The organism is Pseudooceanicola aestuariicola (assembly GCF_045763785.1).
Lineage (GTDB): Bacteria > Pseudomonadota > Alphaproteobacteria > Rhodobacterales > Rhodobacteraceae > Pseudooceanicola.
Genome location: NZ_JBJGSF010000010.1, coordinates 1 through 24,999, shown reverse-complemented (window position 1 = coordinate 24,999; position 24,999 = coordinate 1). Strand labels below are relative to the sequence as shown.

Sequence of the window (24,999 nt, the reverse complement as noted above, 5' to 3'; positions counted from 1 at the left end):
AAATAGATGTCTAAGACATGCCCCTTTTAAGACATTGAAAGCTGCTTTCAAACGGCGGCAACGAAGAGAAACCAGGGGCGTTCGCATAGGGAGGAATACCATGAAAAAAACGTTTCTGGCTGCGGTCGTAGGTGTTGCCGTGGCAACAGCTGCACAGGCCGAGCCGATCAATCTTAACCTGTCCGGCGGGAACCCCGGCGGGTTGTGGTCGCTTCTGGGTGCAGGCATCGACCGCGCCGCGAAAGTGGACGACGGCGATTCGGTGATCACCTATCAGGCAACCGGTGGCGGCTTTGCAAACATCGGTCTGCTGGGCGCGAACCGGACCGACCTTGGTCTTGTGCATGACGCCGAAGCCAATATCGCACTGTCCGGCGGTGAGCCGTTCAAGGCCCCGATCGAAAACATGCGCGCGATTGGCTACATGTATAACTGGGCGCCCATGCATTTCTTCCTGACGAAGGACATGGCCGACGAATACAACATCGACAGCCTTGACGACATCGCCACCAGCGGCGCGCCGATCCGTATCGGCATCAACCGTTCGGGCAACATCACGTCGAACGTCGCGCTGAAGATGCTGGAAGAGGCCGGCATCACCGAAGACATGCTGTCGGACAACGGCGGTCAGCTGGTCCGCGCGGGCGCCAATGAACAGGGCGAACTGATCCAGGACGGTCGGCTCGACATGATCACCAACGGTATCTTCATCCAGCATTCGTCGTTCCGCGCTGTGGACGAGAATGTGGATGTGGTTCTGCTGAGCATCCCTCAGGAAGTGATCGACGCAACCAACGAAGAGTTCGGCACCGGCACCATGGTCATCCCGTCGGGCAGCTATAAAAACCAGGGCGCGGACATCAGCACCGTTTCTCTGGGTGCGCTGCTGGTCGCGACCGAGCAGATGGACGAAGCCACGGCGTATTCCCTTGCGTCGTCTCTGGTGAAGAACATCGACGAAGTTCGTGCCGTTCACAAATCCATGCAGGCCCTGACGCCCGAGCTTTTGACAACGCCAAGCGTGGTTGAATTCCACCCCGGCGCGATCAAAGCCTACACGGAAGCGGGTTACGCAAAGTGATTGGATCACTGGTCTCCACCGGTCGCAGGCGCAAGCTTGCGGCCGGGCAGTGGCGCGCCACTATTGTGGCTGCAGCCATATTCTCCGCTTGGGTAATCTACGCTAACCTCTTCACTATTTCGGATCCCCTGGTTCTGGGCATCCTATTTGTGTCGGGCATCTATGCGATCATGTTCGTCGCGATTGGTGCCACGCCGCGCGCGCCGGACCGGGTGCCTTTGTACGATCTGGCACTGTCGGCCATGAGTATCGCCTGCGGCATCTTCTTCTTCGTGAACGCCACGGCCATCGCTGATCGCATCAGCCTGCTAGAGCCGTTTACGCCCGCACAATTCTTTTTCGGCACTGCCCTGATGTTGCTGACGTTGGAAGCGACACGCCGCACGACCGGACTTGGTCTGACGGGTGTGGTCGTCCTGTTCCTTGCCTACAACTGGTTCGGCTACCTGCTGCCGCCGCCGTTCGGCCATGGGGTCAGTGACTTCAGCTATCTGCTGGATATCCTTGTCTTTACGACCGATGGCATCTTCGGTGTGCCGATCCAGGTGGTGGCAAGCTATGTCTTCCTGTTCGTCATGTTCGGGACATTCCTGTCGATGTCGGGGGGTGGGGAATTCTTTTTCAACCTCGCCGCTTTGCTGACCGGACGGACCCGTGGCGGACCGGCCAAGATCGCCGTGATCTCTTCGGGTCTGTATGGCACGATGTCCGGCAGCCCCACATCCGACGTTGTGGCGACCGGCTCTATCACAATTCCCGTGATGAAGCGTCTTGGCTACAGCCCACGCTTTGCAGGCGGGGTTGAGGTTGCGGCCTCCACCGGCGGTAGCGCCATGCCACCCGTCATGGGGTCGGCTGCGTTCATCCTCGCTGAATATACCGGTGTGGCGTATAATGACGTCGTGGTGGCGGCCATCGTACCTGCGATGCTGTATTACTTTGGTGTCTTCGGTCAGGTTCACCTGCGCGCGGTCAAATACGATCTGCGCCCGTCCGACAGCGAAATTCCGTCGGTCGGACAGACCTTCAAGACAGGCTGGGTCTTCCTGATCCCCATCATCGGGATCGTGACGGCGCTGTTGTCCGGGTATTCCCCGACTTTCACGGCTGGCTTTGGCGTTCTGACCATGCTGATCGCCGCCATGCTGATGAAGCGGACCAGATTGTCGTTGTGGAAGATCGTGGAAGGCTTGGGCGAAACGACCTTGCGCATTCTGCCCGTGGCGGGTGCCTGCGCGGCCGCGGGCCTTGTGATCGGCGGCCTGTCCATGACTGGACTTGGCATGAAAGCGGCAAACGTGATCCTGGTGCTCAGCAATGAGAACGCGATCCTGACCCTGGTGATTGCGGCGATCGTCACGATCATCCTTGGTCTCGGCATGCCGACGCCAAGCGCCTATATTCTGGCTGCGGTGCTTGTCGGTCCTGCGCTGGCCAAGCTGGGGTATCCGGTCCTTCAAAGCCACCTGTTCCTGCTGTACTACGCCGTGTTGTCCGCACTGACGCCGCCCATCGCGGTGGCTGCGTTGGCGGCGGCTGCGATTGCAGATGAAGACCCGTTCAAGATCGCCTTTACGGCGGTACGCCTGGCGGTGGTCGGATTTCTGCTTCCGTTCGCCTTTGTCTGGAACCCGGCCATTCTGTTGCTGGGTGATCCGCTTGCAAACGTCCTGGCAGTGTCGGGCGGCATCCTTGGCACTGTCGCGATCGCGATTTCGGTCGAGGCGACATATGGTGCGCGCGTGACCGGGATCGAGCGGATTCTGTTGATGCTGGGGGCTGTGGCGGCGATCACGCCTATGACTCAGGTGTCCATCGCGGGCATCGTGCTGATCCTTGCCATGCTGGTCCGCTATGCCGTCCTGCTTAAAAAACAAGGTGGGACACTGGGCACCGTCAGCAACGCAGAGTAACGCGATCAATTCGCCGCAAGGCGTATCGACATGAACTTGACCGGCGGGGCTGACAGGCCCCGCCGGTTTCGGTCGTCTCACCGGCATCCCGTTCACGACCAAGCCATTGCGTCAACGTCGATAGGCCAATGCCCAGATCTTCTGCAATCTCGCGCCGTGTCCGGCCGCTCGTCAGCGCCAGCCTAACCGCTTCCCGCCGAAACTCCGGCGTCGGTCTGCCTCCGTTTCCCATGGAACACCTCTTGGTTCCTTAGTTGGTGCTCTCTACTTTTTCCGGGCAAGTCCAGCTTCTCTCGTTTTCCGTCCTTAACTGATCCCACATTTGCGGGACAAATCTATCCCAGTCGGTGGACCACTTTCAGGGGGCCTTTGCAGGAGACAGGATCGGAGACGGAGGCGACCACACGAAGATGGATGACCCGTACAACCATCAGCGACCTCATTCAGCCCTCGGCGGCAGGCCATCGGCACTGGTCTGCTGGCAGGGAAAAGATATCAGCCGACCCGATCAGCAAGTGCAACGAGTAGCTTAAATGAGGCCAGACCCTGTCCAATAGATGGGGAATAGCTACCCACCGCACACGCAATAGAAATGCCCGTCTAACGCTTCGGGTTAATCGACGAATCTATGACGCATGCGCCGGGCGCTAGCATCCAGATCGTCGCTTTTTCCGGTCCAATCTGGAACGCCGCCAGCGATCTTCGTCAATAGCGACATATACTGCCGCCTCTCCGCCTTTGTAAGGGGCGCCAGCATGGACGTCTCCCTCGCCATGAGTTCGGGAATGAATGCACCGTACGCGCGCCGTCCAAGATCGGTCAAGTAGAGCAATTGGCGGCGGTTATCACCCGGATCGACATCTCTTGTGATCATGCCTTTTGTGTTCAGAGAGTTGACCGCGCGGCTTACATTGGTCTTGGAATGACCGGTCAGATCGCACATTTCCTGGGCCGCCACGCCGTCGCGAAACGACAAAAAAAGCAGCAAGATCGCCTCGGATCGCTTTAGGCCAAGCTCATTCTCAATAACCCTGAACAAAGGCTCTCGATAGAAGTTGAGGATGTAGGAGGCTTTGTAGGCGAACGGTATTTCAGTGCCGTTCAGGATCGCATCACGGCCCTGCAAACGCACATCCATCTGATCTCTGCTTTCACCGGACTTCATAGTTGCAATTGGTACTTATTATAGTTGCATGTGGAACGAATAAATCCTAACGTGTGTACGCTGAATAACAGCATAACGCTATGGGGGGAATCATGAAAATCGTATTGGTGCATGGAGGATGGCAAGGCGGCTGGGCGTGGGACGACGTCGCCTCAGCGCTTGAGGAGAAAGGCCATGAGACCTTCCACCCCACAATGTTGGGCCACGAGAAGGACGACGACAGGGCCGGGGTGACACTTTCCAAAATGGCCGACGACCTCGTTGCAAGGATCAAAGACCAAGGCTGGAAAGAGTTCGCAATAGTCGGGCATAGCGGCGGCGGCCCGTTGGCGCAATTGGTGGCCGACGCTATGCCGGATGCAGTAAAAAACATTACCTTCGTGGACGCCTGGGTCCTGCACGATGGCGAATGCATAAATGATGTGCTGCCTGCCGAACTTGTGGGAGGGCTGACCGCGATGGCGAGTGCATCTCCTGACAACACGGTCCCCATGACCCGGGAGTTGTGGGACAATGCTTTCATGCAGGACGCCAACGCGGAAAGCTTGGACCTGTTTGCGCAGCGGTTGATATCCTGTCCGATGGGATGGCTCGATCAACCGATCCGCCTCAACAACTTCTGGGCGAAAAATCACCCATCTGCCTACGTCTTCCTCAAAGATGATATGGCGATGCCTCCTGAGGTCTATCGCAATATGGCGTCCCGCCTGGACAATCCCAAAACCGCCGAAAGTCCCGGAAGCCATCAGGCGATGATGACACGCCCCCGCGAATTGGCCGACGCCATCGACGGGGTCCTCTGATGCGTCCCACCGATTTGAACGTTGGAGGGTCCGGCTTTCGGTTGTTCGAAGGCAATGGCATCCGATGATTGAGACCGCATGCCTGTCCAAAACATCCGGCCCTTTTGGGCGGGATGGCGTTTACGCTGACATCATTGCCCCGTCTGACACTGATTTCGCTAAAACCCACGTTATGGTACACGGCGGCATGCATTCTGGCGTCTGCTGGTTGCGGACGCCGGATAACCGGGAAGGTTGGGCGATACGGCTCGCTCGCGGCGGTGATCGCGTCATATGCGTCGATTGGCCGGGGTGCGGCCGCAGTGGCTATGTCCCGCCCGAAAAGTTGACGGGACAACTTGTCGCCGACCAGATAGCCGCGGCGGTAGAAACTCTCGAAGGCGAAATCATCCTCTGGACCCATTCGATGGGCGGCGCCATAGGATGGCGGATTGCCGAATTGCTGGCCGACCGGCTCAGCCATTTAATCGCGATCGCGCCTGGCCCGCCTGGTAACATCCAGCCAACCGCCAAACTGCTGTCTCAAGGCCCAGATCGATTGACCTTGGAATTAGCCGGCGTTCCACTTGATGTACACCCGAACGCACCGGTTGTGCTCAGCCATGAGGCAGCCCGCGCCAAACTCATCGGCTCGAGCACGCAGTTTCCCCGTCAACATACCGAAAGCTACCTTGCCGGACTACAGGCAGTCCCTCGACAACTTTTTCTGGAGCGCATCAATTTCGAAGGTCAGCAATTGCGGATGTCGACCCCAAATGCACTGGCCGGGACCCGGGTTTTGATTGTCACCGGCGACAGCGACCCCGATCATCCCCCCGCTGCGGACTCCGCTATCGGCGACTTCCTGACGGAACAAGGGATGATCAGCCGCTTTGTATACTTACCCGAACATGACATCACCGGAAATGGGCACATGATGATGCTCGAACAGAACAGCGATCAGATCCTTGATTTGATCGCTGTTCTTATCAACGAGACTCAGAAAACCAACACAGCCACACATTCGCACCGTTGATTGGCAAATCAGCTTCATCGAGGTGCCATTTACCTGCTGTAGCTGCCCGTTCACGCCTAATGCAATGTGAGACATGCGGGCTGAACCGGTTCACCCATTCCCGAACGGTCTCCCGGCGCACGGTTATGCCTCGCGCGGGAATCTGTAACCTTTCAGGCAGAGCATCTTAGCTGGTTTCTTCAAAACGACCGCCTGAACTCCACCGCTGGACACGGCAAGTTGGCAATGCTGACCGGATATACACGCAAGTTGACCGCGTGAGACCGACGCACGCCCCCGGCCTCACCCGCTGGTGCAAACAACCTGACGATGCCCCTCCGGACGCTCAACACGGGATTTGCCACGCCAAATGCAAGGTGTCCGTCTTCTTGGCGCACCCGCGAATTTGTCTGACTGAAACGAAGACCACCACCAACGTCGCTTCGTGAGGGCTTGCGACAGTGGTGCGTTCAGTTTAGCCTGATTGTCCGACAATGGGACAAGTTAGATTCGGGAGGAGTGGCAATGGTGCGTGATCCAGCGGGGGTTGCGGGATGAGCAGAGACCTCGATTTCGACCTCGACCGGCTAGAGGCGGCGATCGGCGGGCCACTTGCTTTGGCGCCCGTCGCCTCTGGTCAGTCCAACCCGACATGGTTCGTGACCCGCGGCGATGAGCGAATGGTGTTGCGCAAAAAACCTGCGGGCCAGACCCTGTCCGCCGCTCATGCGATCGAACGGGAATACCAGATCATGGAGGCGCTTCATGGCAGCGACGTTCCTGTGCCGCGTATGATCCTTCTCGAGGAGGATCCTGAAGTTATCGGCACGCCGTTCTATCTGATGGAGATGGTCGCCGGACAGGTGCATGACCAGTGCGCTATGCCTGACCTTGCGCCCGTGTCGCGGGGCAGTTTCTACGCCGCCGCCGCACAGGTAATGGCGGCCCTTCACCGCATTGATTGGGCTGCCTGCGGTCTGGGTGGCTATGGACGGGTCGGCGATTATTACGAGCGTCAGGTGCGCCGGTGGACGCGGCAGTGGGAAGACGCCGGCGTCGGGTCGGACCCGATGATCGATGAGCTTCAGAGCTGGTTTGCCGCGAACATCCCCGCAGCCTCGCCTACCACCATCGTGCATGGTGACTTCCGCGTCGGCAACCTGATCCACGACGCCGACAGCGACAAGATTGCGGCGGTCCTCGACTGGGAGCTTTCGACGCTTGGCGATCCGCTGGCGGACCTGTCGCACTGGATGTTGTTTTACGACCTCGCCCCAGATCAGCTTGGCGGGCTGGCAGGACTCGACCTAAGGCAGCTGGGCATCCCGGAGCCGACCGCCTTTCTCGATGTCTACCGCGCGGCGGGCGGCTGCACCCAACCGCTCAGGCCGTTCCACCTGGCTTTCGCTCATTACCGGATGGCTGTGATCTTCGCCGGCATCGCGGCGCGTGCCAGATCTGGACAGGCGGTGAGCGAGGACGCGGCCGCTGTCGGGTCATTGGCGCCAATCTGTGCGGCGCATGCGCACCGCATCCTTTCGTCCGACAGGGCGGTTCCGGCGCTATGAAGGTCGCCGGGGGACGGATCGCTGAGATCAGCAAGCAGCGCGAAAAGGACCGCGCGCAAGCTGGACACGAAGATCATCCGGTTCGTCGGCGAGACCGGGATGCCGTCCAGGAAATCCGGAGACAGGAGTTTTGACATGACCGACCAGCCGCAGATGCAAGATGTCGTAACGCTTGAACGGCGGGGCGCCATCGGCGTCATCACCCTGAACCGGCCCGAACAGCGCAACAGCGTGAACCGCGCACTCTCGGACGCCCTCCGCGCGGCTGTTAAGGCAGTCGAAGTCGACCCTGCGCTGCGGGTTACGGTCCTGCGCGGGGCAGGGCGGGTTTTTTGCGCGGGCATGGATCTCAAGGCTTTTGCCAGTCGTGAGATCGAAGGCGTGCTGGACGGGGAAGGCGGGTTCGCCGGCTTCGTGCGTCTCGACCGCACCAAACCGGTGATTGCGGCCGTCCATGGTGCAGCGCTGGCCGGCGGCCTCGAGATCATGCTGGCTTGCGACATGGTCATTGCCGACCGATCGACCAAATTCGGGCTGCCCGAAGCGAAACTGGGATTGCTGGCCGGGGCAGGGGGCGTCGTTCGCCTCGCCGCGCGTATCCCTGTGGTTAAAGCGCGAGAGCTGGCCCTGACCGGCAGGACATTTCTCGCCGAGGAGGCGGACCGCCTCGGCTTGTTGAATCGCATCACCGAGGACGGCGGTGCTTTCGACGCCGCGATGGTATTGGCCGACGACATCGTTGAAAGCGCCCCGCGCTCGGTCGCGGCGGGTCTTGCGTTGTCACGCTACACCGAACTTGACGATGAGGGACGGGCATGGGTGCGGAACGATGCGCTTTTCGCGGACATATTCGCGTCCGACGACGCGCTTGAGGGGGCCCGGTCCTTCGCGGAGAAGCGTGCGCCGGTCTGGGCCGGACATTGAGGCGCGGGTCTCAGCGGCCGGATCACGCCACCCCAGGAGGATCGCCTGAGTTTACATTCGCCGTTCCGGCCGGGGATCCGCCTCCACGCCGGCCGGCCAGAGGAGGAGACAGTGATGGATTTTGAGTATTCGGCCCGGACACGGGACTATGTGGGGCGGCTAACGGAGTTCATGACGTCGCATGTCTTGCCGGCCAACCAGAGTTTCCATGAGATCGCCAGCACGGGACGGTATCCGCTCGAGGTGTTAGAACCGCTCAAATCGAAGGCCTTCAGCGACGGGCTCTGGAACCTGTTCATGCCCGAGCTGGAGGAGGAGGACCCCGGCACCCGGATGAGCAACCTAGAATATGCGCCGATGGCCGAGGTCATGGGGCGTGTGCCCTGGAGCTCGGAGGTCTTCAACTGTTCGGCGCCGGATACGGGGAACATGGAGATCCTCAAGCGGTTTGCCACCCCCGAGCAGAAGGAGCGCTGGCTTGATCCGCTGATGCTTGGCGAGATCCGGTCAATCGTCGGACTGACCGAGCCTGACACCGCGTCCTCGGACCTGACCAACCTGCAGACCTCTATCCGCGAGGACGGAGACCATTTTGTCATCAACGGCCGCAAGTGGTTCTCGACCGGGGGGAGACATCCGAACGCGAAGCTCTCGATCGTCTTTGGCGTCTCGGACCCGCGCGAGGAAGCGGACCCGCACCGGAAACATTCCTTTGTACTCGTGCCCATGGACACGCCGGGGGTTGAGGTCGTGCGGGACGTGCCGATCATGCATCATCACGCGCCCGAGGGACATTGCGAGATCGTCTATCGTGACGTCCGCGTGCCCCGTGATGCGATCCTGGGACAGCCCGGCGACGGATTCATGCTAGCGCAGGCGCGTTTGGGGCCCGGGCGCATTCACCACTGCATGCGCACCATCGGCCAATGCGAACTTGCTTTGGAACTTCTTTGCGAACGGGCGATTGAGCGGAAGACTTACGGCAAAATGCTTGCCGACAACGCCAACATCCAAGACTGGATCGCACAGTCCAGAATAGAGATCGACGCGGCCCGCCTGCTGATGCTTAAGACCGCGTGGAAAATGGACCGTGAGGGAGCCAAGAGCGCGCAGGTCGACGTGTCGATGATCAAGGTAACGGCCGCGCGCTTGCAGACACAAGTGGTCGACCGGGCGATGCAGGTCTTTGGGGCCGCGGGCATGACCCCGGACACGCCGCTGTCCTATCTGTGGACCTGGGGCCGGGCGATGCGGTTCCTCGATGGTCCGGACGAGGTGCACATGCGGGTCATTGCGCGTGAAGAACTGAAACGCTCCAAGACGACGCGCGGCCAGAATGCGGCGCATTTCGTGACACCTCACTGACATTTTGCAGGGGTTGTAGGTCGGCCCCATGCCATCTCGAGAACGGAAAAGGTATATGAAGATACTACTGAGCGAAATGGCGGGCGGACCCGACAGCCTGACCCTGAAGGACGTTCCGGATCCCGTGCCGGGCAGGGGCGAGGTACTGATCGCCGTGCGTTGTGTTGGTGTGAACTATCCCGACACGCTGATCATCGAGGATCGCTATCAATTCAAGCCGGACCGGCCGTTTGCCCCCGGTGCGGAACTGTCGGGTGTTGTCGAGGCGGTTGGGGAAGGCGTTAAGGACCTCGTAGCCGGAGACCGGGTCATGGCCCTTCCGATGTGGGGTGCTATGGCCGAGAAAGTCTGTGTTCCGGCCGAACAGTGCCATCTTGTCCCCGACCCGGTCAGCGACGAGGACGCAGCATCACTTCAGATGACTTATGGAACGGCTCTCTATGCTCTTGAGGAGCGGGGCGCGATCACGCCGGGCGATACGGTCCTTGTCCTTGGCGCTGCCGGGGGAGTCGGCCTTGCGGCAGTCGAATTAGCCAAGGTCATGGGTGCGCGTGTGGTGGCGGCCGCCAGCACTGCGGAAAAGGTGGAGATTGCCCGGGCACATGGGGCCGATGACGGTGTCGTCTATCCCGGCGGGCCGCTGGACCGGGCCGCGCAGAAGGCGTTGAGTGGGGCGTTCCGCGAGAAACTGGGCGAGAACGGAGCGGATATCGTGCTGGACATCGTGGGCGGCGATTACACCGAGCCTGCGCTCCGCTGCTGTGCATGGGGTGGGCGCTTTCTGATCATCGGGTTCCCAGCAGGAATCGCGCGCATCCCGGCAAACCTGCCGTTGCTGAAATCCTGCGACATCCGTGGCGTCTTCTGGGGGGCGGCGATTCAGCGAGATCCCGAGGCGAACCGGCGGGCGATGGCGCGACTTCTCGACCTCTGCGTCGCTGGTAAGCTCCAGCCACGCATCCATGCGGCCTATCCGCTAGCGCAGGGGGGCGCTGCTATCTCTTCTCTGTCCGGCCGCGGGGTGCTGGGAAAGGTGCTCGTGGCTCTCTGACACGGACTGCCTGACGCGCTTCGTTCGGGACACCTGCGGATGCCGGGCATCCGGGGAGATTGGGAAAGACATGGTCCGGCCTCTGACCTTCAGGGGGCCGGATACAAAAGTATTGCGAACGCCCCATTTGGTCATCCGGCCGCGTATCGAAAAATTATTCCAATATTTATCAGTGTGTTAAGTTGCGTACCGCAGCTTTTTCATCGGTCGCCAATATTTTCCTTTGACAGCCTGATTGCCGGTATGATGGACTGTCGGACATATGGACATAATGGGAGGCATTTGGTCCATAACTGTCAGCTTGCCTGACTTGAAAAAGGTGCCCAGGCACCATCGGGAGGACATCATGAAGACTATTCTGAGGGCGATGACCCTTGGCGCCGCGTTCGGCTGCGCTGCCGCAACCGCAGCAACTGCGGACCCCTACAAAATCTATCTTTCAATGAGCTACATCGGGAATGATTGGCAGGCCGAAGCCGCCAACATGATCAAGGCGTTGGCGGCGTCTGAGGACTATGCCGACAGGGTTGACCTCAAGGTGCAGGTCGCCGGGCCGAACGCGCAAAAGCAGATACAGCAGATCAACGCCATGGTTCAGGCTGGTGCTGATGCGATCATCGTCTATCCGATCTCTCCGACGGCGCTGAACTCGGTCGTACGGAATGCCTGCAACAAGGGCGTCAAGGTCATTGCCTATGACGGCGTCATTGAGGAGCCCTGCGCATATAACGTCCATATCGACCAGGCTGAATGGGGGCGGGTGACCGCCGAATGGCTGGCCGAGGAGATGGGCGGCAAGGGAAACCTGGTGATGATCACCGGGGTGACCGGCACTTCGGTGGACACGCTGCGCAACGAAGCCGCGCGCGAGGTCTTCTCGAAGTATCCGGACATCAAGGTCATCGCCGAGGCCAACGGGATGTGGAGCCAGGCCGTCGCGCGTACTGAACTCTCCCGCATCACCGCCACCCAAACGTGGGACAGCATCGACGGTCTGTGGATGCAGGTGGGCTGCTACACCGCTGCGTCGATGCAGGCCGAAGCCGGGGTTGCCGACGCAGACATTATTCCCTGCGCCGGCGAAGGGTCGAACGGGCACCGAATCCAGATGCTGCCTGCAGACACCGAAGTGGCCGGAGCGAACGGGACCTACAGACCCATGGGAACGCCGTCGATCTCGGCCAGCTCTCAGGTCTATCCCGGCGCGATGGCGCTGAAAGTGGTCGTGGATTCGCTGGACGGAAAGGATGTGGAGCAGACGACTCTGCTGTCACCGCATCCCATCACCAACGACGAGGTGCAGCTTTGCATCGAAGGCACGTGGGAAGAGATGAACGCGGGCTGCAATGCCTTCAGCCCTGAAGTCGTTCCCAACCCGGGCTGGTTCGCGTCGATCTTTTCGACAGAACTGCCGCAGCTTGGCTTCAACGCCGCACTGACGGGTACCCCGGACTGACCAGCAATGCCCTGGCGCGACGACCGCCGGGGCATTCGAAGGCATCCGCACATTCTTTGATCCAGGGGATTACCATGTCCGACGTTCCCGCGGTTTCTGCGCGATCCATCCGCAAGGAATACGGTCCGACCGTGGCGCTCGACGATGCGAGCGTCGAGGTCGGGGCGGGGACGGTCCATGCGCTTCTGGGTGAAAACGGCGCCGGCAAATCGACTTTCGTTAAGGTGCTGAGCGGCCTGGTCCGCCCGGACCGGGGAGAGCTGCGAATCCATGGCGAGGAGGTCCGGCTGGGATCGGTGCGGGACGCGCATAAGCACGGTATTCAGACCGCCTTTCAGGAAATGACCCAGATCCCCGACCTGACCGTCGCCGAGAACATGCTTCTACTTAACGAACCCCTCGGGTTTCTCGGCCAGATCCGGCGGCGTTCCGGAGAGAACAAGGTTGCCGCTCATCTTGAGACGCTCGGTCTGTCGGACATTCCGCTGCGGGCGGAGATGCGGACACTGGACCTTGCACAGCGCCAGAAGCTCGAAATCGCGCGGGCAATCTTCCGCACCCCGCGTGTGCTGCTACTGGACGAACCGACCTCGACCCTGTCGGGTCCGGATATCACATGGCTGGGACGCATCGTCGAAAGGTGCAAGGCGCAGGGCACTTCGATCATCTTCATCTCGCACCATCTGCCGGAAGTGCGTGAATTTTGCGAAACGATGACGGTTTTACGAAATGGTCGCAATGCCGGGACTGCCCGCGTTGCGGACCTGAGCGATGCGGAAGTCGTCAGTATGATCATCGGCCGGTCGCTTGATGCGACCTATCCGGTGCGCGTCAGCCACAAGCGGGAACCGGCGCCGCCGGCGCTGGAAGCACGCGGGCTCCGCGTGGGTCATCGGATGCGCGATGCATCGTTCCAATTGGCACAGGGCGAAGTCCTTGGGGTTGCTGGCCTTCAGGGCATGGGCCAGAACGAATTGTTCCTGGCCTGCTTCGGCGCACTGCCGGTGGACGAAGGAACGCTTGAGGTCCGGGGCCAGCCGGTGTCGTTCGCCGGACCGGCCGACGCGATCGCAAGCGGCATCGGCCTGGTGCCCGAGGACAGAAAAACCGAAGGGCTTTTTCTTGACCTCGACGGCACGCAGAACGCATCGCTTCCAAATCTTCGTGCCGTCAGCCGCTTCGGTCTGATGCAGACGACCGAGGAAGCCGCCCGTGTCCGGCAGGCATTCCGCGACATCCAGCTTCATACCCGCGCGGTAACCGATCGGGCTGACAGCTTCTCGGGAGGCAACCAGCAGAAGATGGTCCTTGCCAAGTGGCTGTTGACCGATGCGCATACCCTGCTCTTGCTCGATCCCACACGGGGCGTCGACGTCGGCACCAAGCACGAGATCTATACGCTGATCCGAGACTTCGCGCGGCGTGGCGGTGCCGTCCTGATGTTCTCTTCGGAAATACCCGAGATCGTGAACGTCTGTGACCGGGCGCTGGTTGTCTACGACCACCGCATCGCCGGCGACGTCGGCCCCGAGGACCTGACGGAAGAGACGATCATGCATCTGGCCCTTGGCGGCCATCCGGTCCTGGGGAGCGCGGCATGACTGACCAGACGATCAGAACTCCGGACCTGAGACCCCGCGATCCGATCAACTGGAGTCGCCTTGGCGGTCCGCTGACCATAGGGATCATCTTCGTCCTGCTGTTCACCTTCCTGCAGGTGATCTCGCCGGGAAGTTTCAGCTATTTCGACTTCAACTCGATGGCCAATGGCGGCGCCACACTTGCGTTGGCGGCCATCGGCCAGACGATCATCATCCTGACCCGCGGGTTCGACCTGTCGGCCGGTGCCGCAATCAGTCTGGTCAATGTCGTCGTCGCCTCGATCCCGCAGGAGACAGTTGGCGGCCAGATCGCGGCCGTGGCGGTCGGGATCGGCATCGGTGCGGCGATCGGGGCGTTCAACGGGTTTTTTGTCGCCTTCTTTCGGTTGCAGTCGATCGTGGTGACGCTGGCGACGATGTTCCTGGTCCGGGGCATCACGCTGCTGATCATGCCCAACCCTGGCGGTAGCGTCGGGTTCGAGATGTCGATGGTCCTGACCGGATCGGCGATCCCGGAGATCCTGCCGTCGTCGGTGCTTGTCATTGGGGCGGCACTGGCGATCTGGTACCTGCTGCGCTCTAGCCGGTTCGGCATTTCGCTTTATGCGGTCGGCAGCGATCCGGAAAGCGCGCGATCAATCGGTCTTCCGGTTATGCGCACGCGGTTCCTCGCGTTCGTGATCGGCGGCATGTTCTATGGGGCCGCAGGGGTCTTTATCTCTGCCCAGACCGGAGCGGCAGACCCCTTGGTCGGCGATCCGATGCTGTTGCAAATCTTCGCCGCGGTGGTTCTTGGCGGTACCTCGCTTGCCGGCGGCAGGGGCGGCGCACTCGGCACGGTGATCGGGGCCTACACGCTCATGTTGCTGGTCAACATCCTTCTGGCGCTCGACGTGTCGGCTTATTATTCGACCGTGGTCGAAGCTGCCGCTCTGCTGATCGCCGCCGCGGCGGGCCTGATGGGTGCGAGGGGGCCGCTACGTATGGCCTTCGCGCAGGTCGGACGCAGATTGTCGGTTCGGAGGGCCGGTATCGCAGGGGCGCCGCAGCCAACGAACCGCTCTGCACCGGCCACAGACGACACACCGCCACGGTGGCTGAACGCGCGCCGGCGTGAAACGCTGGCCACCGTCCTTCCGGCGTACATCGTGCTTGTGCTGGTGTTGATCGCAACGCAGCTGGTCTATGGCGGAAACACGATCTTTTCGCTGCGCTTCTACAACTCTCTGGCACCTCTGGTATCGTTCCTCGCCATTCTGGCGCTTGGTCAGGGCGTGGTGGTCATGTCCGGCGGGCTTGACCTGTCGGTGCCATGGACGATCGCCTTCTGCGGGGTTCTGGGGGCGGGGCTGATGCAGGGCTCGAATGAGGCCGCGATCTGGGCGATCCCGATGGTTCTCGCGGTCGGTGCGGGCATCGGGCTGCTGAACGGCCTGGGTGTCGCTGCCATCGGCCTGCCGCCGATCGTGATGACCCTTGCGATGAACGGACTGCTGCAGGGTGCCGCGCTTATCTATTCTGACGGCACGCCGTCGGGCGCCACGGCCCCCGCGCTGCGCTGGCTGATGACGGGTAAGCTTTGGGGTGTCGCACCGATGCTGGTTTTCATGACAATTTTCGTTGCTATGGCGCTTGTGCTTCTGGGGCGCACCACGTTCGGCCGTCGTGTTGTCGCGGTCGGGACCAACCGGCGGGCGGCCTATCTGTCCGGCGTGAACACCGGAGACGTGACAGTGCTGGTTTTCATGCTGTCCGGCGTCTGTTCAGCACTGGTTGGCCTTCTGCTGACAGGTTTCGGCGGTCAGGCCAGCCTCGGGATGGGCGATGTCTACCTGCTGCCCTCCATCGCGATCATCATCATCGGCGGCACCGCGATCACTGGCGGGCGGGGTCACTATGCGGGGATGCTGGGCGGAGCGCTCCTGCTGACCGCATTGCAGACCTTGCTGGCCGGGACCACCCTGCCGTTCGCCTTCCGCGACATCATCTTCGGGCTCGTCGTGATCTTTGCGATCCTGACGCTGCGCGAACGCCACTGACCACCAACCACAGCGGCCCAGGCGGACCACCCGCCGTGCCGCGCCAAATCGAAGGAGGAGTACAATGGAAAAAGGGTTCTCGAAATCGCAGGATCTGCGGATGAGCCAGGTGCTTGCAAACGCGCCGTCAAACTGGGGCCGTTGGGGCAATGATGACGAAATCGGGTCGCTGAACTTCCTGACACCGGATCAGGTCCTGCGCGGTATCGCAGCGGCCAAGCAGGGCAAGGTCATCACCTGCGGCGAACTGATCGGCAATCCCGAGGGCGATCCGATGTGGCCCGGCCGTCTTCCCACGGTGCGCGAAAACGTTCGCGACAAAGGCAATTACGATAAGGGCGAGGTCGAACCGTTCCCTGGCGGCGTCGAATTCGCAGACGACAAGATCTCGATGTTCCTGCAGGGCTCGACCCAGGTCGATGCGCTTGGGCACGTCTGGTACGATGACAAAATCTGGAACGGTTTTTCCGCGCAGGAGACCGTGGGCGGCATGCGCAAGGCCTCGATCCTGCCGATTGCCGAGCGTGGGATCGTCGGGCGCGGCGTTCTGCTGGACCTGGCCGCATACAAGGGTAAGTTCGCTCTCGACAAGGGGGACTTCCTTGGGCTCGATGACATCCTCGGCTGCGCCGAGAAACAGGGTGTGACAATCCAAAAGCACGATATCCTGTGCCTGCGGATCGGTTTCCTCCAGCTGCTCTACAAGCAGGGACCCGAAAAGTTCTACGCTGATTTCAATGAGCCCGGGCTGACCTATTCCCCCGAACTGGTCGACTGGTTCCACGAGATGGAGATCCCCTGCTTTGCCACGGACACCATCTCGAACGAAACGGAACTGGACCCCGAGGTAGGCGTGCAGATCCCGCTCCATTGCGCTTTGATGCGGAACCTCGGGATAATCTTCACCGAGATCTGCAACTTCGAGAAGCTGGCCGAGGACTGCCATGCCGACGGACAATGGGATTTCCTCTTTATGGCCTCTCCGCTGAAGGTCCGAGAAGCAACGGGCGCCCCGCTGAACGTTCTCGCGGTGAAGTAAGGCAGGGACAGTCATGTGCCGTTTTTGCGAGCAGGCCGCATTCGGGCCGTCCGTCCCCTACGATCCCCAGCTTGGTCGCGGGGGGCTGGCGCCGGGCGCGAATCTGCCGGCAGACCTGATCCTTCATGGCGGACCCATCCTGACGATGGATCCGCTACGTCCGGTGGTCGGCGCCATCGCGATCCGTGAAGGGGTGATTCAGCATGTCGGCGCGGCGGACAAGCTGATCCCTGCGCGCGGACGTATGACTCGCGTCACCGATCTGGAAGGGCGCGTTGTGGTGCCCGGGCTCATCGCCACGGGACAGCGCCTGCCGCCCGACCGAGATGCGCTGAGCCTTGATCTGTGGATTTCAGGGCTGGTCCGTCAGGGGATCACGACCGTGGAGCTCTTGGACCTCGGCGCGGACTGGGCGGATCATGACCGTTTGGCAGAGCTGCTTTTGCGGCGGCATCGTCTCAGGCTGCGGGGCGGCATCGGGCCGGCGCTGCGGGCCGACTGGCAAGGCGAGCCGCTGGCGCCGGGGATGGGTCACGATTTGATCCGGTACGACACCATGCGCGTGCCTCTGCCATCCGTAGCGGGCAGCGGGGTTGAGGCGGCGCTAGCCGAAGCAGCGCGCCTGCATCGCGCAGGCTGGGCCGTCGTTCTGGACGACGTTACGTCGGGTTCAGGCATGGATCCCCACACTCTTGCCAATCAAGCAGACCGCATGGGCGAAGGAATCCGACTGGCCAGCCGGATTACCACAGACACATCCTTTGACACGGCGATACAATCGCTGGACCAAGAAACCTCAGTCTCCGGTGCTGCTTGTGCCAGGCCTCTGTCTGCGGACCGACTGCCAGCGCTGACAGTCCACGCGGCGCGGCGGGCAGGGGTCGGCGATATTTGCGGAATGCTTCGGCCGGGGTTCTACGCCGACTTCGCGATCCTCGACAAAAGACCTGGCGCCGGTACGGTCCCGGAGGTGCTGAGCACATGGATCGAAGGCGTTCCCGTAAGACAGGAGACCGATCATGTCGCGCTATGACAGGCTGATGTCCCATGATTTCGCGCCGGTTGAGCATCGCTACGACCATCGCGACACCATATTGTACGCGCTCGGGGTCGGCGCCGGCCCGGATGCCCTGGATCTCGTCTACGAGCGGGACCTTCGGGCGATTGCGTCGATGGCCACCGTGACGGCCTATCCGGGAAACTGGTACGCACGCCCCGAGATCGATCTGGACGACCGGTTCACGGTGCACGGATCGGAGCGCTTCGAGTTGTTCGGTGATCTGCCCGTGGCGGGTTATGTCATCGCAACGCCGCGCATCGTCGCCATACACGATAAAGGCGAGGGGCGCGGGGCGCTGGTGATCAGTCAACGCGAGGTGCGCGATGCCGCCACCGGTCGGCATCTGGCGACCGTGACGCAACGCGCCCTGTGCCGTGGTGATGGTGGGGTCGGTGGCCCGGGCGGCCGCCCGCCCGCGCCCGCGCCTCTACCCTCTCGCGCAGCCGATATAGTGCTGCATGTCCCCACGGCAGTGAATGCCGCGCTGATCTATCGGCTTCTGGGTGACGACAATCCGCTGCATGTGGATCCCGCTTTTGCCAGGGATGCCGGGTTCGACCGCCCGATCCTGCACGGGCTGTCCAGCTATGGCCACCTTTGCCGGGCCATCATGGAGCAACGCCCTGGAGTTTCGATTCGGGCGATGGACTGTCGGTTCACCGCACCGGTCTTTCCTGGCGACATGATAGTGCTGGAAGTCTGGGACCAGCCCGGGGGGGTCGCGTTCCGCGCCCATAGCCGTGGCCGCGTCGTAATCGACAACGGAGAAATCCGCTTTGCCGCGGAGCCAAACGACACCCCGGAAGTAGCCCGCGACGCGGCTGGCCGGGCCGAACAGAGTACGACGTGATGGAGGATGACATGAACGATCTGCCCCGGATCAGACACGAGGTGCTATATGGAGATCGGGTGGTGCGATGCTTTGCCGACCGTCCGCGGAACGTCGACGCGATGTTTCGCACGGCAGTGGCCGAGTTCGCCGACCGCGTCGCCGTCATAGACGAAGAGCGGCGTGTCACCTACGCGGACCTCGACCGTCAGGTCGAGGCGATGGCGTCGGGCCTGATGGCACTCGGCTTCCAACCCGGTGAACGGATCGCTCTGCTGATGGGCAACGAGCTGGAGTTTGTCGTGGCGGTCTTGGCCATTGCGCGGGCCGGGCTGATCTCGGTCCCGCTCAACACCCGGCAGCGGATGCCGGAAATCGAGTTCGTGTTGAACCAGAACACCTCCTCGGCGCTCATTGCTGACGCGAAACATGCCGAGAACATCCCGCCTAGGTCAGATGTGCCTCAGTTGCGGGCTGTCTATCTGGTCGGCGAGGACGGAGGCTATCCGGAGTCCGAACCTTTGTCCGCCATTCCGGCAGCCGCGAAAGCGGGAACTGAATTTCCTCAGGTGAAGGAAGAGGATACGCTCTGCCTACTTTATACTTCGGGCACCACGGGCAAGCCGAAGGGCGCAATGCTGACCCACGTGTCGAGCATCCATTCGGTGATGCACTACGCCTGGGCCTTCAAATTGCAGGAGGGCGACGTGGCTTTCCTTTCAGTCCCGGCGAGTCATGTTACCGGCCTGATCGCCATCATTCTGTCGGCTATTCACGTCGGCGGCACGACAGTCATCGTGCGCGAGTTCAAGGCGCGCCGATTCCTTGAAATGGCCGCGAAGGAACAGATCAACTATTCGCTGATGGTTCCCGCGATGTACAATCTGTGCCTGCTCGACCCCGATTTCCGTTCCTTTGATCTGGACTGCTGGAGGGTGGCCGGTTTCGGCGGCGCGCCTATGCCGCAATCCACAATTGCGGCGCTGGCAAGGGACCTGCCGAACATGGTGCTGCACAATGTCTACGGGTCGACCGAAACCACATCGCCGGTCACCATCATGCCGGGCGGCCAGATCGCAGAACATGCCGATACTGTGGGACAGGTGCTGCCCCTTGCTGACATCATCGTGGTCGACGACGCCGGTCGTGAAGTGGCCCCTGGCGAAAGCGGAGAGCTTCTGATCGGAGGACCGATGGTGGTGCCGGGATACTGGGAGAACCCGGAAGGCAATGCCAAGGGGTTCACCGGCGGATACTGGGTGTCGGGCGACATCGGTTCGAAAGACGAGAATGGCTTCGTCCGCGTCTTCGACCGCAAGAAGGACATGATCAACCGCGCGGGCTTCAAGGTCTACTGTATCGAGGTCGAGGACGTGCTGGCGTCGCATTCCTTGGTCGTTGAAGCGGCAGTGGTGGGCGTCCCTGACGACGTGTTGGGCGAGCGGGTGCAAGCCTACATTTTCCTGGATGGAAATCAGGTGGACGCGGACGAGATCAAAAATTATTGTTCTGCCCGACTATCCGACTATAAGGTTCCCGACCTCGTGACCTTTCTGGATGGGCCATTGCCGCGCAATGCGAACGGCAAGGTCTTGAAGAACGTGCTGCGGGACATCAAGACGGCCTGACACCTTGCGGTGATCAAGGTCGGTGCGGTGCGCGGAACTATGGGAGCACAATGGTTCAAGACCTAAAAATCGAGGCGTTGTCGGCGCCGCCGGCCTATCAGGTCGTGTCGCGCGAGATCCGCAAACTAATCCTGTCGGGGAGTCTCCAACCGGGTGAGCCCTTTCCGTCGGAGCTCAGTCTTGCCGAGAAACTTGGGGTCAACAGGTCGACCGTGCGCGAGGGGATCCGTCAGCTCGAAGCCGACGGGCTGGTCCGGCGCTCGGGGCGCCGGCGACTTTTCGTGTCGATCCCGGACACGTCGCAGATCGCGCCGCGCGCCACCGATGCCATGGTCCTGTCACGCATTACGTTCCTCGAACTCTGGGAGGTGTGTCGTGAGGTCGAACCGCTTTCGGCGAGACTGGCGGCAATCCACCGGACAGAAGATCAATTGGTTCCGCTGCGGGCAAACCTGATCGAATTCCGGGATGCGATGGAAACAGGACGGGCGGATTACGAGATCGACCTCGCGTTTCACGCATTGATTGCGGAGGCGAGCAACAATGTCGCTCTTCTACTGACCCGTTTCCCGATCGGGCAGTTGCTTTTTCCGGCCTCGCGGCACCTCAAACCGGTGCTCGAGCAGGCCCGGCCGCGCGAGATGGCAGCGCATGAAAAGATCTTCGACGCCATCGAGCGGCAGGATCCGGACGAGGCCGAGCTTTGGATGGCGCGGCACGTCGCGGACCTCAAACGTGGTTGGGACCTCGTCGGCTTGCCCTACGATTTCGAGATCAATCCCTTCGTCTCCACATAATGACACGATAGGCATTCCAAGCGTGCCTTAGATTACGAAAAAGCCGGCGCGGGGAGGTCTCGCGCCGGTCGTCATCCGATGTGTCTGTCGGTCGCCTGTATTCCTGCTGGCGATGCGGATCCGGTAGTCAGTCTTGCTGACGCGCAACGCCGAGCTCCTGTCAGGCTAGGGGCGGGGTCCACCCACGTGGGCAGACCCCGCGAGGGGTCATTGGCTCGGCGTCCAGGGACGGTTGTACGCCCCCACGCGCCAGTCGCCAAATTCGACGAAGCGAGGATCGGATCCCGTCTCCAGCGCGGCCGCGGCCGTGTTGAGTGCCTCGGGCGTGACCTCCGGCCAGGTGCCGGTTTCGATCCGTTCGGCCAGAATTTCAACGATCACGCTGCTTTCTGCGGCCATGAATTCGCAGTGCCCGGTCCCCTGAACGAGGGCCTGCCGATAGAGGTCGGTGGTGCCGGTTTGTTCGACCAGCGCCTCGTACCCCTGCATCAGCGAATAGGGGATGGCCCAGTCTCCCAGCATGTGGATCCGGATGGCGGGAACTTCGAGCTCTCCGGTCGTGGTGCGTCCGTCCCCGGCCCAGAAGTCGAGCGCATAGTTCGACGCCGCGATCCGGGGTTCAGCCTCAATCGTCGCAAGATCGGCCTGAAGGTCCAGCCCGGCTTCGGCATATAGCGCCTCGACCAGCTGTTTCATCGCCGGTGCGGCGTTGGCGTAGAACGCGGCGTAGTCGACGCCTTCGTTTCCGGACAACTGCTGACCCGACGCCGCATTTTCGAAGAGCAGCCGCGCGGTGCCGCCGACATTGCCGGCATTACGCATCGCCGATTTTACCACCATGTCAGCCATCGCGGCGGTATCGGACGTGTCGGGGAGGTCGGTTCCCTCGACCATCCAGGGCGACCACTGGCCAATGGCAAAGGCGAGCGCCAGACGGGCGCGACCTTCGGGCGTCTTGCCCGCGTTTTCGATAGCGCTTTTCCACGACGCTCGGATTGCGTCAAGGTTACGATCGCCGCCCGCGCCTGCGTTCGGCAGACCGGCGACCGTCAGATCCGAGGCCTGGCCCAGGCCCTGTGCCACGAAATCTTCCGCCAGCAGCGCCCGCATCGCAAACCAACCGTCCAGAAAGCTGTTCATGATCCAGACCGGTGTATGGGCCGCAAGCACCACCGAGCCGTCAATCTTGTCAGGGTAATCTTCGGCCGAGGCGAGGCTGTCCAGACCGCCGCCGGAGCATCCGTATTGCATCACCATGTCGGGCTCGCTTTCGAGCTGGGTGAAGGTGTCCTGAACGGTCTGGAGGTTCAGGATCTCGCGCTGCGGATCGTATTGCCAGAGCCGGAGGGGATGGCGCGCCAGACCGGCAAAGGCATAGCCGCGCGCCAGCAGGTCTTCATAACGGGGCGCGTAGCCCGGGACATGGATGAAGCTGGCGAAATCGAGATCGCGCAACAGGCGGCCGTTCCAGTTCTCCGGGACGCGGATGAGCCAGGAAGTGCCGTCGGGCAGAACGCCACTATGCTCGCGGAATGGGGTTTTGTCCTGTGCCGAGACAGGGGCTGCAAGGCTGGCCGCAAGCGCTAGGCAAAGCATCTTCTGCCCCGCCCGATATGAAAATCGAAACATGGTTCTCCTCCAGGTTGTGTTTTAGATGGCGCAGAGCTCCTCTCGTCCCGCCATCCTGTCAATAAACGTAGATGGCTAAATTTATGAGTGTCAAGTTCATATTTACGTAAGGTCAAATCGTTTTTCGAAATTGCGCCGATGCACAACTGCTGATCGGGTCCGGACGTCAGACACAAGATTTCAGGGCCGTTGCCAAAGCGGAACAGCTGAAAAGTCGCGACGCTGATCTCTTTGATTAATCAGCGTTTATGTTTACTCTACCCTTCGAATAATACGGCGAACTCCTCTCGCAGCTCACGCTTCAGGATCTTCCCGCTCGCATTCTTCGGAAGGCTGTCCCGCAGGGCGATGTGCTTGGGTGTCTTGAATACGCTGAGCGCGCCGCGGCAGTAATCGGTAACCTCTTCGGCGGTCACATCCTGCCCTGGTTTTGGCACCACGACGGCGACGACGGCTTCGATCCACTTCGGATGCGGAACGCCGAAGACAGCAACCTCTGCAGCCTTGGGATGTCGAAATATGGTCTCCTCGACCTCGCGGCTCGCGACGTTCTCTCCGCCGGTCTTGATCATGTCCTTCTTGCGGTCGACGACGTAAAGATACCCATCCTCGTCGAACCGTCCGAGGTCGCCACTGTGGAACCAGCCGTTGCGGAACGCCTCTGCCGTCTGATCGGGGTCGTTGTAGTAGCAAAGCGTAAGGTGGGGGCTTCTGTGCACGATCTCGCCAACTTCCCCGACCGGGACCTCATCGTCCTGATCGTTGACCACACGCGTCTCGACATTCAGGCCCGGACGGCCCGCGGATCCCAGTTTGGTCAGCTGTTCCTCCGGTCTGAGGATTGTCGCGCAGGGCGCCATTTCGGTCTGGCCATAGAAATTGTAGAGTCGCATGTTCGGCAGTCGCGCCGACAATTCCTCAATGATGGCGGTCGGCATGATAGAGGCGCCGTAATAGCCCTGACGCAGGCTCGACAGGTCGTGCTTGTTAAAGTCGGGATGGCGCAGCAGCAGGATCCAGACCGTGGGCGGACAGAAAAGCTTGGTCACCTTTTCCGCCTCGATAGCGGCGAACATGGCCGCCGGGTCAGCCCCATCATGCAGGATGCTGGTCGCGCCGAGGTAGAGGTCGGGGGTCAGGAAGCAATCCAGTTGGGCGCAATGAAAGAGCGGAAGGCAGTGAAGTTCGACAGTGTCCGGCTGCATCTCTCCATCCACGATGACGGTGACGTACTGATCGAGCAGCGCGGAAGTGCTCATCATAGCGCCCTTAGGCCGGGATTCGGTGCCGCTGGTGTACATCATCTGGATCGGGTCGTCGGGCTGGACATCGGTCCAAGGCTCGGAGGCATCGGCACAGGCAAAAAGGTCTTCGACCGGGCTCCACCGGTCGGACACCGCTCCGCCCCCATGCGCGATAGAGAGCAGAATGTCGGGGCCGCCCCCGATCCGGTCCAGCGCCTCCTCCGCGACCGGGCAGAGCGTATCTTGGCAGATCAGGCCACGGGCCCCAGAGTGATCCAGAATGTAGGCGACATCCTCGGCGTTCAGCATGAAGTTGACGGGCGTTGCGATGGCCCCGATCTTTGCGAGCGCAAAGCGGACGATGACGAACGCACGGCTGTTGCGTGACAGGATGGCAACCCTTTCCCCCTTCGATATGCCAAGCGATATCAGTGCATTCGCAGTCCGGTTCACCACGTCGTTCAGATCGGCGAACGTGTCCCGGTGCTCGCGGAAGGCGAGGGCGAGCCGGTCTGGATACCGGGCCGCGCTTCGCCGCAGTAGATCGCCCAGCTGCTGGCTGCGTGCCCTTTGCTGCTCTGCGCCGGTCTGAATCTCGAGACCTGTGTTCATGATTTTGTCCTCCCTGTCACGGTCGCCATGCGGGCAACCCTCCTGCAAATCTCTGTGTCGCTTTGATGCCCTGTCCGCCCCGGAATGTTCCGACTATTGCGTTAGGCTTGGCCGGTGGTTGAGCTGTCACTGTACCCTCATTAATCAGAATTGCCTTTAAAATTATCGTTTGTTTTCAGCGGCACGATGTACCCTTAATTT

The 24,999-nt window shown here is 61.3% G+C and carries 20 protein-coding genes; 16 read left to right on the top strand and 4 right to left on the bottom strand.

The features are described 5' to 3' along the window. The first annotated feature begins 100 nt into the window (after positions 1 to 100). Entirely contained in the window at positions 101 to 1,081 is a 981-nt protein-coding gene (locus ACI3GR_RS18785) for a TAXI family TRAP transporter solute-binding subunit (RefSeq protein WP_407496645.1), read from the top strand. Further along, positions 1,078 to 2,994 carry a TRAP transporter permease gene (locus ACI3GR_RS18780; protein WP_407496643.1) on the top strand — a complete coding sequence of 639 codons (1,917 nt, stop codon included), beginning with the start codon at positions 1,078 to 1,080 and terminating at the stop codon, positions 2,992 to 2,994. The genes ACI3GR_RS18785 and ACI3GR_RS18780 overlap by 4 nt, the downstream gene beginning before the upstream one ends. On the opposite strand, the gene ACI3GR_RS20155 is transcribed toward ACI3GR_RS18780, so the two are convergent. Beyond that, positions 2,978 to 3,226 carry a transposase gene (locus ACI3GR_RS20155; protein ID WP_497204832.1) on the bottom strand — a complete coding sequence of 83 codons (249 nt, stop codon included), beginning with the start codon at positions 3,224 to 3,226 and terminating at the stop codon, positions 2,978 to 2,980. The two genes, ACI3GR_RS18780 and ACI3GR_RS20155, sit on opposite strands and share 17 nt — an antisense overlap. 381 nt (positions 3,227 to 3,607) lie before the next feature. Next, positions 3,608 to 4,132: a MarR family winged helix-turn-helix transcriptional regulator gene (locus ACI3GR_RS18770; protein WP_407496641.1), complete on the bottom strand. Its 525-nt coding sequence runs from the start codon at positions 4,130 to 4,132 to the stop codon at positions 3,608 to 3,610. Positions 4,133 to 4,251: 119 nt separating this feature from the next. Here ACI3GR_RS18770 and ACI3GR_RS18765 point away from each other — a divergent pair, with 119 nt between their 5' ends. From ACI3GR_RS18765 to ACI3GR_RS18700, 14 genes are all read left to right on the top strand, one after another. After that, positions 4,252 to 4,962 (top strand): alpha/beta fold hydrolase, encoded by a 711-nt coding sequence (locus ACI3GR_RS18765; RefSeq protein ID WP_407496639.1) that lies wholly within the window; start codon positions 4,252 to 4,254, stop codon positions 4,960 to 4,962. A gap of 64 nt (positions 4,963 to 5,026) precedes the next feature. Next, complete coding sequence (locus ACI3GR_RS18760; protein ID WP_407496637.1) at positions 5,027 to 5,977, top strand: alpha/beta fold hydrolase; 951 nt, start codon at positions 5,027 to 5,029, stop codon at positions 5,975 to 5,977. A gap of 533 nt (positions 5,978 to 6,510) precedes the next feature. After that, positions 6,511 to 7,524 (top strand): phosphotransferase family protein, encoded by a 1,014-nt coding sequence (locus tag ACI3GR_RS18755; protein WP_407496635.1) that lies wholly within the window; start codon positions 6,511 to 6,513, stop codon positions 7,522 to 7,524. Positions 7,525 to 7,659: 135 nt separating this feature from the next. Continuing rightward, positions 7,660 to 8,448 (top strand): enoyl-CoA hydratase-related protein, encoded by a 789-nt coding sequence (locus ACI3GR_RS18750; protein WP_407496633.1) that lies wholly within the window; start codon positions 7,660 to 7,662, stop codon positions 8,446 to 8,448. A 114-nt stretch (positions 8,449 to 8,562) separates the two neighbouring features. Further along, entirely contained in the window at positions 8,563 to 9,813 is a 1,251-nt protein-coding gene (locus tag ACI3GR_RS18745; protein WP_407496631.1) for an acyl-CoA dehydrogenase family protein, read from the top strand. Between the two features lie 55 nt (positions 9,814 to 9,868). Next, complete coding sequence (locus ACI3GR_RS18740) at positions 9,869 to 10,864, top strand: NADPH:quinone oxidoreductase family protein (protein WP_407496629.1); 996 nt, start codon at positions 9,869 to 9,871, stop codon at positions 10,862 to 10,864. 346 nt (positions 10,865 to 11,210) lie between these two features. Further along, the gene (locus tag ACI3GR_RS18735) at positions 11,211 to 12,320 is read left to right on the top strand and encodes a sugar ABC transporter substrate-binding protein (RefSeq protein WP_407496627.1); all 1,110 of its coding nucleotides are present in this window, start codon (positions 11,211 to 11,213) and stop codon (positions 12,318 to 12,320) included. Between the two features lie 74 nt (positions 12,321 to 12,394). Then, positions 12,395 to 13,921, top strand: a complete 1,527-nt coding sequence (locus ACI3GR_RS18730) for a sugar ABC transporter ATP-binding protein (protein WP_407496626.1) — start codon at positions 12,395 to 12,397, stop codon at positions 13,919 to 13,921. Then, positions 13,918 to 15,960 (top strand): ABC transporter permease, encoded by a 2,043-nt coding sequence (locus ACI3GR_RS18725; protein ID WP_287437841.1) that lies wholly within the window; start codon positions 13,918 to 13,920, stop codon positions 15,958 to 15,960. The genes ACI3GR_RS18730 and ACI3GR_RS18725 overlap by 4 nt, the downstream gene beginning before the upstream one ends. 64 nt (positions 15,961 to 16,024) lie before the next feature. Further along, entirely contained in the window at positions 16,025 to 16,999 is a 975-nt protein-coding gene (locus ACI3GR_RS18720; protein WP_287437843.1) for a cyclase family protein, read from the top strand. Positions 17,000 to 17,012: 13 nt separating this feature from the next. After that, positions 17,013 to 18,032, top strand: a complete 1,020-nt coding sequence (locus ACI3GR_RS18715; protein ID WP_407496624.1) for a hypothetical protein — start codon at positions 17,013 to 17,015, stop codon at positions 18,030 to 18,032. Next, on the top strand, positions 18,019 to 18,909 hold the full coding sequence (locus tag ACI3GR_RS18710; RefSeq protein WP_407496622.1) for a MaoC/PaaZ C-terminal domain-containing protein: 891 nt from the start codon (positions 18,019 to 18,021) through the stop codon (positions 18,907 to 18,909). Before ACI3GR_RS18715 ends, ACI3GR_RS18710 begins: the two co-directional genes overlap by 14 nt. An 11-nt stretch (positions 18,910 to 18,920) precedes the next feature. Next, positions 18,921 to 20,516 (top strand): class I adenylate-forming enzyme family protein, encoded by a 1,596-nt coding sequence (locus tag ACI3GR_RS18705; RefSeq protein ID WP_407496620.1) that lies wholly within the window; start codon positions 18,921 to 18,923, stop codon positions 20,514 to 20,516. Positions 20,517 to 20,566: 50 nt separating this feature from the next. Continuing rightward, the gene (locus tag ACI3GR_RS18700; protein ID WP_407496618.1) at positions 20,567 to 21,313 is read left to right on the top strand and encodes a FadR/GntR family transcriptional regulator; all 747 of its coding nucleotides are present in this window, start codon (positions 20,567 to 20,569) and stop codon (positions 21,311 to 21,313) included. A gap of 207 nt (positions 21,314 to 21,520) precedes the next feature. Here the strand turns inward: ACI3GR_RS18700 and ACI3GR_RS18695 are convergent, their stop codons facing one another. Further along, on the bottom strand, positions 21,521 to 22,942 hold the full coding sequence (locus tag ACI3GR_RS18695; protein ID WP_235917316.1) for a hypothetical protein: 1,422 nt from the start codon (positions 22,940 to 22,942) through the stop codon (positions 21,521 to 21,523). Between the two features lie 257 nt (positions 22,943 to 23,199). Next, the gene (locus tag ACI3GR_RS18690; RefSeq protein WP_407496616.1) at positions 23,200 to 24,798 is read right to left on the bottom strand and encodes a fatty acyl-CoA synthetase; all 1,599 of its coding nucleotides are present in this window, start codon (positions 24,796 to 24,798) and stop codon (positions 23,200 to 23,202) included. Between the last annotated feature and the right edge of the window lie 201 nt (positions 24,799 to 24,999).

What these genes read in the sequence shown, in the direction of transcription:
- ACI3GR_RS18745 (WP_407496631.1), top strand. Translation starts at nt 8,563, where the DNA reads ATGGATTTTGAGTATTCGGCCCGGACACGGGACTATGTGGGGCGGCTA.
- ACI3GR_RS18715 (WP_407496624.1), top strand. Translation starts at nt 17,013, where the DNA reads ATGTGCCGTTTTTGCGAGCAGGCCGCATTCGGGCCGTCCGTCCCCTAC.
- ACI3GR_RS18740 (WP_407496629.1), top strand. Translation starts at nt 9,869, where the DNA reads ATGAAGATACTACTGAGCGAAATGGCGGGCGGACCCGACAGCCTGACC.
- ACI3GR_RS18770 (WP_407496641.1), bottom strand. Translation starts at nt 4,132, where the DNA reads ATGGATGTGCGTTTGCAGGGCCGTGATGCGATCCTGAACGGCACTGAA.
- ACI3GR_RS18755 (WP_407496635.1), top strand. Translation starts at nt 6,511, where the DNA reads ATGAGCAGAGACCTCGATTTCGACCTCGACCGGCTAGAGGCGGCGATC.
- ACI3GR_RS18725 (WP_287437841.1), top strand. Translation starts at nt 13,918, where the DNA reads ATGACTGACCAGACGATCAGAACTCCGGACCTGAGACCCCGCGATCCG.
- ACI3GR_RS18705 (WP_407496620.1), top strand. Translation starts at nt 18,921, where the DNA reads ATGAACGATCTGCCCCGGATCAGACACGAGGTGCTATATGGAGATCGG.
- ACI3GR_RS18730 (WP_407496626.1), top strand. Translation starts at nt 12,395, where the DNA reads ATGTCCGACGTTCCCGCGGTTTCTGCGCGATCCATCCGCAAGGAATAC.
- ACI3GR_RS18695 (WP_235917316.1), bottom strand. Translation starts at nt 22,942, where the DNA reads ATGTTTCGATTTTCATATCGGGCGGGGCAGAAGATGCTTTGCCTAGCG.
- ACI3GR_RS18765 (WP_407496639.1), top strand. Translation starts at nt 4,252, where the DNA reads ATGAAAATCGTATTGGTGCATGGAGGATGGCAAGGCGGCTGGGCGTGG.
- ACI3GR_RS18750 (WP_407496633.1), top strand. Translation starts at nt 7,660, where the DNA reads ATGACCGACCAGCCGCAGATGCAAGATGTCGTAACGCTTGAACGGCGG.
- ACI3GR_RS18720 (WP_287437843.1), top strand. Translation starts at nt 16,025, where the DNA reads ATGGAAAAAGGGTTCTCGAAATCGCAGGATCTGCGGATGAGCCAGGTG.
- ACI3GR_RS18700 (WP_407496618.1), top strand. Translation starts at nt 20,567, where the DNA reads ATGGTTCAAGACCTAAAAATCGAGGCGTTGTCGGCGCCGCCGGCCTAT.
- ACI3GR_RS18785 (WP_407496645.1), top strand. Translation starts at nt 101, where the DNA reads ATGAAAAAAACGTTTCTGGCTGCGGTCGTAGGTGTTGCCGTGGCAACA.
- ACI3GR_RS18690 (WP_407496616.1), bottom strand. Translation starts at nt 24,798, where the DNA reads ATGAACACAGGTCTCGAGATTCAGACCGGCGCAGAGCAGCAAAGGGCA.
- ACI3GR_RS18760 (WP_407496637.1), top strand. Translation starts at nt 5,027, where the DNA reads ATGATTGAGACCGCATGCCTGTCCAAAACATCCGGCCCTTTTGGGCGG.
- ACI3GR_RS18710 (WP_407496622.1), top strand. Translation starts at nt 18,019, where the DNA reads ATGTCGCGCTATGACAGGCTGATGTCCCATGATTTCGCGCCGGTTGAG.
- ACI3GR_RS20155 (WP_497204832.1), bottom strand. Translation starts at nt 3,226, where the DNA reads ATGGGAAACGGAGGCAGACCGACGCCGGAGTTTCGGCGGGAAGCGGTT.
- ACI3GR_RS18735 (WP_407496627.1), top strand. Translation starts at nt 11,211, where the DNA reads ATGAAGACTATTCTGAGGGCGATGACCCTTGGCGCCGCGTTCGGCTGC.